Source organism: Flavobacterium lacus, assembly GCF_003268815.1.
Taxonomy (GTDB): domain Bacteria; phylum Bacteroidota; class Bacteroidia; order Flavobacteriales; family Flavobacteriaceae; genus Flavobacterium; species Flavobacterium lacus.
Map to the genome: position 1 here is coordinate 180679 of NZ_QLSV01000004.1, position 12429 is coordinate 193107.

Consider the following 12429-nt stretch of genomic DNA (forward strand, 5'->3'; position numbering starts at 1 on the left):
GTGGCACACGAACGTAAATTGTTTCGAGAGGTTGAAATAATGTTTATTAGTTGACTAAGCAAGTGTTTTTTTTTAGACACTTGCTTTTTATATTTATCGTATCACTGTAACAAATGTTACTGCGCATCTTTTCTCGTTGATTTAATTTTGCTTCGTTAATAAGAAATAATAAATGAAACAATTAATAAATAGTCTACCATTCGGTATAATGATAGTTGTTGTGTCTGCTTTTGGTCAAGATACCTTAAAACTATCCAGAACCGATTTATCAACCAAACTGGCAGAGCAAAATCTTCAACTCAAAATCTCAAATCAAACTTTTGAATCGGCTCGTTCGGATTATCGCCAATCCAATGCTCTTTTTTTACCGAGTATTTCTGCTTCGCATACGGCAATCACAACTACAAATCCATTGATGGCATTTGGTTCAAAATTGAATCAGGAAATTTTAACGCAAGCTGATTTTAATCCTGCTTTGTTGAATGATCCTTCTCAAGTGCAAAATTATGCTACCCGAATTGAAGTGCTTCAACCGATTTTTAATGCCGATGGTTTATACGAAAGAAGAGCTGCCAAATCAAAAATGGAAGCCTATCAATTGCAAACCGAACGTACTAAAGAATACTTGGAATTGGAGGTAAACAAAGCGTTTATGCAATTGCAATTGGCCTACAAAGCCGTTGGTGTTGTAGAAAAAGCGAATTCTACTGCACAAGCTAACTTGAATTTGGTCAACAATTATTTCAAACAAGGCATGCTTCAAAAAACAGATTTATTGGATGTGCAAGTACGTGTGAATGAAATCACCAATCAATTATCGTATGCCAAAAGTAATGTGCGAAATGCATCAGATTATTTAGCTTTCTTATTAAACGAAGATACCAAAGGCGGCATTTATAAACCGGTTGAAAATTTAGAAAACGAAATTAATCCTTCTTTGGAAATGGCTCAATTGTCCGCATCAAGAAAAGATTTTTTAGCCATGGAAAAATCAACTGAAGCGTATAGAAATATGATGACTTCCGGAAGAATGAGTTTTTTACCTCGTTTGAATGCTTTTGGAACGTATGAATTATACGATACCGAAATCTTTCAATTTGGAGCAAATGGTTATACAGTAGGAGCTCAATTGTCTTGGAATTTATTTGACGGTTACAAATCCATCGGAAAATTTGAAAAATCGAAAGTTGAATTTCAAAAGGCCGAAACTGAAGCGGAACAATACAAAAAACAAAGTCAACTAGAACTCAACAAAACGAATCGCCAATTGGCTGATGCTCAAAATAAAGTAGCACTTTCTAAATTGGCCTTTGAACAAACGCAAGAAAGTTTCAGAATTCGCCAAAATAGATTTACACAAGGGTTGGAAAAAACAACTGATTTATTGATGACTGAAACGCAAACAGCTCAAAAAGAATTGGAATATTTACAAGCGGTTTTTGAATACAATTTCACCAAAATGTATATAGAATTTTTAACAAAATAATCATAGAAGGAACACGGATAAAATAAATTTTAAAAATTTTAAAAATTTCTTAGATCTGTGTTCAAGAAAAAAAATATTAAAAAATAAATTCAACCTTATGAAAATCAAAATAGCAATCTTATCCTTTGTGTCAGCAGCATTCCTTTTTTCCTGCGGAAGCGATCAAAAAGAAGTCAAAACATTACCTGCTATTGCAGTAAAAGTAAATGGTTCAATAGAAAATTCATCCAGTCCATTTGTGACGGCAAGTGGTAAAATTGAAGCCGAAAACAGTGCCAACGTGAGTACCCGAATGATGGGCTACGTAACCAAAGTACATGTGAAAGTGGGACAAAAAGTTGGAGCCGGACAATTGTTAGTAAGCATTAACAATACCGATTTACAAGCCAAAAAAGCACAAGTGGATGCTTCTATTTTACAAGCAACTGCCGGGTATAACAATGCCAAAAAAGATTACGATCGTTTTGTAAACTTGTTTGCTCAGCAAAGTGCTTCTCAAAAAGAATTAGATGACATGACCGCTCGTTTTGAAATGGCAAAAGCCGGTTTAGAAGGTGCCAAACAAATGCGTAATGAGGTCATGGCTCAATTTAATTATGCTAATATCACTGCTCCTTTTGGCGGAATAATTACCAATACATTCATCAAAGAAGGCGACATGGCTAATCCGGGAATGCCGTTAGTGAGTGTGGAAGGTTCCGGGAAATTACAAGTGACCACTATGGTTTCTGAAAGTGATATTTCAAAAATTAAACAAGGAATGCCGGTTTCCATCATTATCAAATCAATGAATAAAAAAGTTTCGGGAAAAGTTTCGGAAGTGAGTCTATCAGCCAAAAACACAGGCGGACAATATTTAGTGAAAGTGAATTTAGATGAAATGGATAAAACCATTCTTTCCGGAATGTTTGTCAACGTGCAATTTCCAATTGAAAAAATAGCAGATGCAAATGAAGGTTCAGAACAAGTATTAGTTCCCGAATCGGCATTAGTAAAACAAGGTCAGCTCACCGGAATTTATACCGTTGCTAACAATACAGCTATTTTGCGATGGTTGCGAATTGGAAAAACCTACGGCGACAAAGTAGAGGTCCTTTCCGGATTATCCTCCAAAGAACCGTATATCGTTTCGGCAGAAGGGAAATTGTTTAACGGGGCGAAAGTGAGTGTTCAGTAAATAGTAAACAGTTTTCAGTCGCAGTTTTCAGTTTACAATAACTTGAAACCTGAAACTTGAAACTTCAAACAAATAAAAACATGCAAGAAGGTATCTCAGGCAAAATTGCCAATTTCTTTATCAATTCCAAACTAACCATTTTGTTAATGGTGGCTTTGATGGTGATTGGCGTATATAGTTCGTTCTTAATTCCAAGAGAAGAAGAACCACAAATTAATGTTCCCATGGCCGATGTACTGATTGGTTATCCCGGAGCAACACCGGCAGAAGTAGAAAGTCGTGTCATCAAACCGTTAGAAAAAGTTTTATCAAACATCAAAGGTGTTGAACATTTGCACAGCATGGCGATGAATGGACAAGCGATGATTATTGTTCAATTTTATGTAGGCGAAGACATTGAACGTTCCTACGTTAAATTGTATGATGAATTAGCCAAACACGAACATATTTTTCCGCAAGGCGTTTATAAACCCATGGTGAAAACGCGTTCAATCGATGATGTTCCGATGTTAGGATTAACATTATGGAGTGAAAAATACGATGATTTTGAAATTCGACAATTGGCAGAAGAAGTCACTTCGGAAATTGAAAAAGTAAAAGATGTTGCGATTACCAAAGAAATTGGCGGACGAACCCGCGAGTTGAAAGTGGTTTTGGACAAAGATAAAATGGCCGAAAACAAAGTCGATGCGTTGGGAATTATGCAAATGATTCAAGCCAATAACGGTTCTTCGCAGTCGGGAAGCTTTGTGCAAAACGACACGGAATATTTAATCACTACCGGACGATTTTTAGAATCTGCCGAGGATGTAGAAAATTTGGTAATTGGTGTTAACCAAAACATGCCGGTGTATTTGAAACAAGTAGCAACGGTAAAAGACGGACCGGGAACTGCCAAAAGTTATGTGTCGTTTGGCTATGGAAAAGCAAATGAAAAATTTACTTCTAATCCTTCCGAATATTCAGCCGTTACTATTTCTGTTGGAAAAGTAAAAGGGGCCGATGCAATGAAAATTTCGGATAAGATTTTAGAAAAAGTAGAACAACTCAAAACCAATTTGATTCCCGATGATGTGCATGTGGAAGTTACCCGAAATTATGGGGAAACGGCTTCGCACAAAGTAGGAGAGTTGTTGTTGCATTTAGGAGTTGCCATCTTGGCCGTAACAATTTTAGTGATGTTAGCCATGGGCTGGAGAGGCGGATTAGTGGTTTTCTTTTCTGTTCCGTTGACGTTTGCGTTGACTTTATTCAGTTATTATTTATTAGGTTATACGCTGAATAGAATTACGCTTTTTGCCCTAGTTTTTGTGGTGGGAATTGTGGTTGACGACAGTATCATCATCGCCGAAAACATGCACCGGCATTTCAAAATGAAGCGATTGCCGTTTAAGCAAGCGGCTATTTATGCGATAAATGAAGTAGGAAACCCAACCATTTTAGCCACATTCACCGTCATTGCGGCGATTCTTCCGATGGCTTTCGTATCCGGAATGATGGGCCCTTACATGAGTCCGATGCCAATTGGAGCTTCCATTGCCATGATTTTATCGTTGTTTGTTGCGTTAACCGTGACGCCTTATTTGGGTTATCATTTATTAAGAGAAAAAGACGAACAAGAACACAAAGAAGAACAAGGTTTAGAAACTTCTCGTATTTATAGAATTTACAACAAATTAGAACGACCGTTTTTAGAAAGCTCTAAGAAAAGAATGGTCATGTTGGGAATTACCACGGTATTGCTTATTGGTTCGGTTTTGATGTTCTTTACCAAATCGGTCGCAGTAAAAATGCTTCCTTTTGATAATAAAAATGAATTTCAGGTAGTGATTGATATGCCGGAAGGTACAACGTTAGAACGAACGGCAGCCGTTACCAAAGAAATTGCACAATATCTTTCAACAGTTCCCGAAGTAGTAGATTATCAAAATTATATTGGAGCTTCTGCACCGATAACCTTTAACGGCTTAGTGCGTCATTACGATTTGCGTGGTGGTAGCAATATGGCAGACATTCAAGTGAATTTATTACACAAAGAAGACCGTGATTTACAAAGTCATGACATTGCCAAAATCGTTCGTCCGGAAGTACAAAAAATTGCCAAAAAATATGGTGCGAATGTAAAAATCATTGAAGTTCCACCCGGACCTCCTGTGCTTTCTACTTTGGTTGCAGAAATTTACGGCCCCAATTATGAGGAGCAAATTAAAGTGGCTAAACAAGTGAAAACAATTTTGGAAACTACTCCGGACATTGTGGATATCGATTGGATGGTGGAAGATGCTCAAACAGAATACCGTTTGGAAGTAGACAAAGAAAAAGCCATGTTGAACGGCATTGCTCCGCAGCAAGTGGTGGGTAATTTGACGTATTTGTTGCGAGAGATGCCCGTTTCCAATTTGTATGACGAACGTTCTAATAACCCGGTGGGTATTGTGTTATCGCTTGACGATCAAGATAAAACGTCTTTGCAAGATATTCAAAACTTGAAAATTAAAGGGGCACAAGGCAATGTGGTTCCGGTGAGTGATTTGGTGAAAGTAGAGGAGAGTACCTTACAAAACACTATCTATCGCAAAGATCAAAAACGGGTTGTTTATGTCACCGCAGACATGGCCGGTGATTTAGAAAGTCCCGTGTATGCCATTTTGGGAATGGAAGAAAAACTTCAAAAAATGAATCTACCAAAAGGCTATTCCATCAATGAATTATATATGGAGCAACCTTCCGATGAAAGCAATTTCACTGTAAAATGGGATGGAGAATGGCAAATTACCTTAGAAGTTTTCCGTGATTTAGGCGTGGCTTTCTTAGTTGTAATTTTGGTGATTTATATGTTGATTGTAGGTTGGTTCCAAAACTTTAAAACGCCTATTGTGATGATGTTAGCCATTCCGCTTTCGTTGGTAGGAATTGTGTTAGGTCACTGGTTGTTGGGAGCTTTCTTCACGGCAACTTCATTCATCGGAATGATTGCTTTAGCTGGAGTAATGGTTCGAAACTCTGTTTTATTAATCGACTTTATCGAAATCAGATTAAACGACGGAATCGAATTAAAACAAGCCATCATCGAAGCCGGAGCCGTGCGAACTACGCCCATTTTATTAACCACCGGAGCCGTTGTAATTGGAGCATCTATAATTTTATTTGACCCTATTTTCCAAGGTTTAGCCATCTCGTTAGTAGCCGGAGCGATTGTATCGACGTTGTTGACTTTAATTGTAGTTCCGTTGATTTATTACATGACAGAACGCAAAAAATGGGAGAAGAATAGTGATTAGTCCTTAGTGAAACCTCAGAACCTTAGCACCTTAAAAAAATGAAACTAGTCTTATTAACCGCTGTCCATTCTTTCAAACGAGAGATACAGCATTTGCTCAAACAATCCGGTGTAAAAACCTATTCGTATCGTGAGGTAACCGGATTTAAAGATGTGTCAGAAGAAGCCTTGGCATCCAATTGGTTTGGAAGTGAAATCAACGAAAACGAATCCATTGCTTTTTATGCTTTTGTGCCGGTTGAAAATTTGGAAAAATTATATGAATTAATCCTAATATTCAATCAAGAATTAGAAACCAAATCAAAAGTGCATTTGGCAACATTTAGTATAGAAAAATTTATATAAAAGGTAGTAAGGTGCTGAGGAATTGAGGGTCTAAGTTAAAAATAGTCCTCAACCTCAGAACCTTAGAGCCTCAGAACCTTAGAACCTTAAAAAAAATGAAAAACAGAATCGTACGCGGCATCGCAGGAACATTTATTATCATTAGTTTATTATTAGCAATTTATGTCAACCAAAATTGGTTGTGGTTTACCGCTTTTGTGGGAGCCAATTTATTGCAATCTTCCTTAACCAAATGGTGTTTAATGGATGACATTTTAACTAAAATATTCAAGGTAAAAGATTAAGTACCTGTTGTCTTTTATCGAATAGAACCCTATGCAATGTATAGGGTTTTTTTAGGTCAATTTTTTTTGTAATGACTTCAATTTGGGGCTAAATACTCAAAAATAAACTATTAAATAATTTCAATTTTTGAAAAAGCTAGAGTTTACGTAAATTAAGAAATAAAATTAATATACAAAATGTTTATTTTGTCAATTCTCCCAACAATATCCCCGAAACATTCCAAGCACTAAAACTACTGCCTTCCGGCAATCCTTGCGGAATTTGAACGCGAATCGTATGTATACCGGCAGATAAATTGCCCAATTCAATCAACATTGGATTTGTAACTGTGCCCGGACACCAATTAGAGCGGCTATAATCGGAGGATGATAAACCATTGCCAAAATTTCCAGAAGCAGGATTAAACAATCGATACGAACCGCAATCTTGTCGCCAAGGGATAAACGAAAAAGCAAGTTGTTCGTCTAAGTAAATACTATTTTTCTTAGGTACAAATTCGTCGCCGTTTTCCCAGCCGCCATGTCCGGTGGTAATGTATCGCAATTGTGCATTTTTAATCGGTTTTTCTAAATTGAAAATAACCTCTAAACCTTTCTCAACCGAAAACATGGTGGCATATTCTTGTCCGCCCATTTCCATTACATTAGTTGTATTAAAAAGTGGCAAAGCGAATGTTGTTTTTTTAGTTTCGTTTTCTTGCGGATGAATTGTAATTTCTACTGAAACCCGATGTCCGCCTTGATCATAATTACCAATAAAAGCTCCGACCCACATTTCTTGATTACTTAAAATTGGTTGTAATTCTGAAATATCCTGACGATAAGGAACTTCATTGAACCATGTTTTATCTTTTAATGAAATATGATTGTATTGCTTAATTCCAAAAGGCGTAAAAAACCGCATTAACTCTGTTAAGGGTTGATAATCATCTTGTAACACAACACCTTGATAGGTTTTTCCGTTTCCGTTTTGATAAATGGGTAAAGTATTCATACCGTTTTTTAAACCATTAAAAAAAGTATTTTCATCTTTTACAGGAATTACAAAAAGCGACCCAGTTCTGTCATAAGCATCACCGGTAGAATTTGTTTTTAGTTCCGCAAAAATAGGAGTTCCGTTTGTTATAATAGGAAATTTCACTTTACGTAAGATGATCGTTCCATTAGCGAATCGTAAAATGCTGTCGTTTGATTTTGATTGATTTGAAAAATTGATGGTTTCGTTTTCAAAGACAGAGAGCGTTACAAAACGGCTTTTCCAAAGTAAATCACGGTAGGTTAATCCGTCGGAAAAATTTGTTTTAGGTAAATCAATTTCAGCTGGTAATTTTTTTAGTTTTTCAATTTTGGTTGCAGTAATAACGAAGTTATTATTCCGGTTCATTTCTAAAACCAATCCTAAATTCTGACCTAAAACAGTTGGAGCACCTTGCACCTTGAGGTCTTTGGTGTACCACAATTCAATGGTATTAGAATTAATAATAGTTTTGGCTTTTTGACATTTATAGCCTAAAATGGTTTTTGTTTCGTTCAACAATTCAAACGATTGTTTTGCTAAAGCTAATGAATCTTGTGTTGCAATGAATTTATTCTCCGCCAAATAGGCCAATTGAATTAAGCTTTGCTTATTTCTATCAATAAACGTTTGCTCAAAAGGAAATTCATTTTTACCCGAAAAAGTTCCAACCGAACTCACCATCGTTACGGTTGAATTGGTGAAAACTAGAATAGGATCTTGGTTGTCATTTTTGGTGCCGTTGCTCCATTTTTCATACGTTATTTTATAGGATTGGCCACTTGCCGGAAGAAAATTTAAAAGAAGTAAACAAAACAATAATTTTTTCATGTAGCAGTTTTCGATTTGAATTATACGATATCAAAAGTAGCATTATAAATTAATTTATGCAGAAAATTACATGAACAATTATCCCAAAATAGTTTTTAAATTTTCAATTGTTAACGGCTTAGAAATAAAATCTTTAATTTCAGAATAGCTTTTTGCTTTGTCTTTATCTACCTGAGAAATAGATGAACTCACAATATAAATTTCAATACCCGTGAGCAATGTGTTTTCAATTTTGCAGTATTCGTCCATAAATTCCCAGCCATTCATCACGGGCATTTCGATATCTAAAAAAATAATTTCCGGAAGCTTACTTTTAGTTGCAAGAACGTTGATTATAAAATCGATGGCAGTATAACCGTTTTTTTCTACAAAAATTGTTTCGGCTAAATCAAGTTTTTCAATAATTTTTTGAGAAATTGTTCGGTATATCGGATCGTTATCAATAATTAAAACTGATTTTTTCATTTGAAATAAATTTTAAAAGTAGTTTCATTTTTTGAATTTTCCACTTGAACTTTTCCATTCAACGCTTCAATTTGTGATTTAGCAATAAACAAACCAAAACCATGATTAATATCGGTGTCGTTTTCGGGAGTTTGAAAAAGACTGAAAATTTTATCGCTAGTTTTTTCAATATTTAGTCCATCTCCTATATCTTTAATTTCCAAAACAACATAATTATTTTCTAAATAGGAAGTGACTTCAATAGTTGGAATTGTTTTTAAATCTTTGTTTTTCAAGATATAATAAAAGAAATTCATAATTATATTATCTAAATACAATTTGTTGTGATGGATAATAAGGTTGTTGGACAATAAGTTTTTAACTTTTGCTTTTCGCAAAGTAATGATGTTGTTTAGGTTAAATAGAACACTTTCTACAGCCAATTTAAGTTGAATTTTTTGTTTTTCAATACTACTATTGGTGTAGATATTGGTGATTTCATTTAAATGATGAACCGAATCGTCTAAATCGCTCGAAACCAGTTTAAGCATGTCTAAAAGTTCTTCTCTTTCTTTTGGTTTTTCAGTTATTTCTAATAAGTTAATAATCGATTGAATATTACTGGTATGTGTTCGCAAATTATGTGAAACTATATGCGAAAAATTAAAAATTCTTCGGTTTTGTTCTGTTACAATATCTAACGATTGATAAAGATTGGTTTCAATTTGTTTGGCTTGATTGATGTTGATAATAACACCTCGAATTAATTTATTTTTTGTTCTTTTATTTTTAAAATAGTTAATGATTCCTCGTACCCAAATAATTTTTCCTTTTGAAGAAATCATGCGGTATTCAAGATCTAAATAGTTATTCTTACTATTTAATGCTTTCATTTTAGTGATAACAGCCGCTTGGTCATCTGGGTAAATATGTTCTTCCCAAAATGAATTATTGCTCATGATTTCATTTTTAGAATAGCCTAAAAGATGATCAACTTTATCGCTAATAAAACTAAACTTTCCGTTTTCCTGATTAAATTCCCATACGATTCCATCAATAGAATTAATCAGTTCATTCAATTTTTTTTCAGACTCTTCCAATTTACTCAGAGTAATAACGCGTTCCGTGATATCGTCTGTTGTTATAATAATTCGTTCTAAAGATTCTTCATAACCAGAAATTGCATTCCATTGCAAATGAATGTATTTTTCTGTTCCTTTCAAGGTTTTAATTTGAGTTGTAGTTTTAAAGGAAGATTTATTTTTACAAATCATAATAATTTGTTTTTTAACGGTTTGCAACGATTCGTTAGTGAGCATTGATTGAAAGTTTTCTATCAATTCCAGTGGTGTTTTGGCTTCGTGAAGAATAAGCGATTGCTGATTCATGGTGATAATTCGGATTCTATTCACGCAGTCGGTAACAACTTCCGGATTTTCGTTGATATAGTCTTCTACTTCTTTTTTAGATTTACCAATCAAATTAAGTGAAGTTAAGTAGTTTTTTACTTCCGAATAATCTTCTTCCCAAAGCGGAATTGGCGAATCTTCAAATAAACTTTTTAAACGTTTATTTGTTTCAATAATTAAATGTTCTGCTTCCTTTTTTTCTGTAATATCTTCAATAATTGCCATGTTTATCGAAGATGAAACAGTGGAAACAATCAAATTGACCCAAATTTCACGCTTGTCTTTGGCTTGTAACCTTATTTCAATAGTATAATCTTCAATTTTACCCGATTTAAGTAATTGTTCTTTTTCCTGAACCAAAATATAATCACATTTTTGTGTTATTTCAGTCAATGTTTTAGATTTCAGCTCATTTGTCGTATATCCTAACATGTTGGCAAAATGCTGATTAACTGTGACAAATTCTTGATGTTGCCCGCAAATTTGAACTATTCCAACTGCGGCTTTATCAAAGATTGTTTTAAAAAGACTTTCGGTTTTTATAATCTCTTTAGCTTGTAAATTAACCAGTCGAATCAGTTCTGCCGGACGTTTAAAAATAAAATAAGCAAATAAACCGGATACAATAGACAATAAAAAAGCAAGTAGGAGTGAAGGAAGTAATTCGGCCAATAGCTGATTTTTTTGCTTTTCAATAATGTACAACTTCCAATCTTCATCATTAATTTTTACAACTTTATAATTAGAAGCACTAATTTCGGCTTTATTGTCAAAAAAGAATTCCTCTTTTTTCGTAATAGGATTAATTTTAGATAATTGAAAATAAAATTGTTTCGACTTTATATTTTTAATTCCAGACGATTTTATTAAACTTTCTATTCTAATAATCACCGCCGAAAAACCCCAAAATTTATTGTTATTGTATACGGGAAGACGACCAATAATTCCAATTCCTCCTTGTTTCAACTCAATTGGTCCAGCAAAAAACATCTTGCGGCTACCAATCATTTTTAAGGCTTCGTTTCGAACAATAGGGTTTGTGGAAGAATCCAAAATATTATAGCCAATAACACTTTCATTTCCTTCCAGCGGATAAACATATCTTATCACACCATCCGGTACCAATTGAACCAAATCGATCGCTGGGTTTTGTCGGATAATTTCCTGAGAGACTTTTTCAAAGTTTTGTGGCTTCCCTTCACTATCTAGTGTTAAGGCTAAGGTTAGATTAGCAGTATAAGAATTATTTAACGATTGTTGAATGTTTTTTTGAGCAATTGAAAGTAAACTACTCATTTCATTTTGTCTGTTTTTCGCAATAATTTCAGACCGAAGGTAAACGATAAACAATCCAAAACATAAGACAAGAAAATAAATCAGTAAACCTCCGAGTTTTGGCTTTATTTTAACCCTCGAAACAAGTTTATTTGAAGTGTAGGTATTCATTTAATTTATTTTTATACGTTTTTAGGAAAGCTTTGGGGGCTTTTTTAAATTTGACAAAATTAAGTCAATTAAACAGTTTTATTGTTGTAATTCAATTAGTTGTGATAATTTTAGTATTAGTTAAAACAACTTTTTTCTTGTAGAAGGAGAAGTTTTTTTGTACTATAATTAATTCAGGTATCATCATGAAAAGCAATTTTTGAATGTTATAGAAAAGGGGTTAAAATCAATAGATAACGTTTTTGCATTCGTTTTTTTTGTACAACATCAACACCAAAATCTTCTTTAAAACCAATGAGGCTAAAAGATAGAGAACGAAATATCTTTATTAGATTGAGATTTAACCTAAAAAAAGAAATCTTTAGGTTAGTGAAAAGAAATATAAAAGCATAGTTATGCTCTTTTTTAGTAATTGAGGTCAAGTTTCAGTTGTTTTGGGTTGTGCAAACCTAACCATTTTTAACAGAATTTTAAACAAAAAAGCATAATAAAATGTTAAATAAAATGTCGTTGTGTGTCGTTCTTCGATAATGTAGGTGTATTCATCGGCATTTGTTGTGTTTTGAATGGCTAATATTAAAATCAAATAAAATTATAACAACCAGCGATTCTGAAACTTTTTTTGTTTCATCTATTTTTTTTAAATGATGTATGATTTTTTATATTTTTAAAAATATAAATTGAGAAGCCGACACAACAATGAGTAATCGAG

At 34.0% G+C, this 12429-nt stretch carries 8 protein-coding genes; 5 read left to right on the forward strand and 3 right to left on the reverse strand.

Annotation, left to right across the window (positions count from 1 at the left end):
- The first annotated feature begins 172 nt into the window (after positions 1-172).
- The 5 genes from B0I10_RS05395 (at position 173) to B0I10_RS05415 (ending at position 6572) form a co-directional block, all read left to right on the forward strand.
- Positions 173-1486: a TolC family protein gene (locus B0I10_RS05395; RefSeq protein ID WP_112085471.1), complete on the forward strand. Its 1314-nt coding sequence runs from the start codon at positions 173-175 to the stop codon at positions 1484-1486.
- 97 nt (positions 1487-1583) lie between these two features.
- Positions 1584-2663 (forward strand): efflux RND transporter periplasmic adaptor subunit, encoded by a 1080-nt coding sequence (locus B0I10_RS05400; RefSeq protein ID WP_112085472.1) that lies wholly within the window; start codon positions 1584-1586, stop codon positions 2661-2663.
- 80 nt (positions 2664-2743) lie between these two features.
- Positions 2744-5944 carry an efflux RND transporter permease subunit gene (locus tag B0I10_RS05405; protein WP_112085579.1) on the forward strand — a complete coding sequence of 1067 codons (3201 nt, stop codon included), beginning with the start codon at positions 2744-2746 and terminating at the stop codon, positions 5942-5944.
- A gap of 38 nt (positions 5945-5982) precedes the next feature.
- The gene (locus tag B0I10_RS05410) at positions 5983-6288 is read left to right on the forward strand and encodes a hypothetical protein (protein ID WP_112085473.1); all 306 of its coding nucleotides are present in this window, start codon (positions 5983-5985) and stop codon (positions 6286-6288) included.
- A 95-nt stretch (positions 6289-6383) separates the two neighbouring features.
- Positions 6384-6572 carry a YgaP family membrane protein gene (locus B0I10_RS05415; RefSeq protein WP_112085474.1) on the forward strand — a complete coding sequence of 63 codons (189 nt, stop codon included), beginning with the start codon at positions 6384-6386 and terminating at the stop codon, positions 6570-6572.
- A 181-nt stretch (positions 6573-6753) separates the two neighbouring features.
- Here B0I10_RS05415 and B0I10_RS05420 read toward each other — a convergent pair whose 3' ends face one another.
- The 3 genes from B0I10_RS05420 to B0I10_RS05430 form a co-directional block, all read right to left on the reverse strand.
- Positions 6754-8418, reverse strand: a complete 1665-nt coding sequence (locus B0I10_RS05420; RefSeq protein ID WP_112085475.1) for a GLPGLI family protein — start codon at positions 8416-8418, stop codon at positions 6754-6756.
- 78 nt (positions 8419-8496) lie between these two features.
- Complete coding sequence (locus B0I10_RS05425; RefSeq protein WP_112085476.1) at positions 8497-8883, reverse strand: response regulator; 387 nt, start codon at positions 8881-8883, stop codon at positions 8497-8499.
- The gene (locus tag B0I10_RS05430; protein ID WP_112085477.1) at positions 8880-11717 is read right to left on the reverse strand and encodes a PAS domain S-box protein; all 2838 of its coding nucleotides are present in this window, start codon (positions 11715-11717) and stop codon (positions 8880-8882) included. The genes B0I10_RS05425 and B0I10_RS05430 overlap by 4 nt, the downstream gene beginning before the upstream one ends.
- Positions 11718-12429 lie beyond the last annotated feature (712 nt).

What these genes read in the sequence shown, in the direction of transcription:
- B0I10_RS05395 (WP_112085471.1), top strand. Translation starts at nt 173, where the DNA reads ATGAAACAATTAATAAATAGTCTACCATTCGGTATAATGATAGTTGTT.
- B0I10_RS05400 (WP_112085472.1), top strand. Translation starts at nt 1,584, where the DNA reads ATGAAAATCAAAATAGCAATCTTATCCTTTGTGTCAGCAGCATTCCTT.
- B0I10_RS05405 (WP_112085579.1), top strand. Translation starts at nt 2,744, where the DNA reads ATGCAAGAAGGTATCTCAGGCAAAATTGCCAATTTCTTTATCAATTCC.
- B0I10_RS05410 (WP_112085473.1), top strand. Translation starts at nt 5,983, where the DNA reads ATGAAACTAGTCTTATTAACCGCTGTCCATTCTTTCAAACGAGAGATA.
- B0I10_RS05415 (WP_112085474.1), top strand. Translation starts at nt 6,384, where the DNA reads ATGAAAAACAGAATCGTACGCGGCATCGCAGGAACATTTATTATCATT.
- B0I10_RS05420 (WP_112085475.1), bottom strand. Translation starts at nt 8,418, where the DNA reads ATGAAAAAATTATTGTTTTGTTTACTTCTTTTAAATTTTCTTCCGGCA.
- B0I10_RS05425 (WP_112085476.1), bottom strand. Translation starts at nt 8,883, where the DNA reads ATGAAAAAATCAGTTTTAATTATTGATAACGATCCGATATACCGAACA.
- B0I10_RS05430 (WP_112085477.1), bottom strand. Translation starts at nt 11,717, where the DNA reads ATGAATACCTACACTTCAAATAAACTTGTTTCGAGGGTTAAAATAAAG.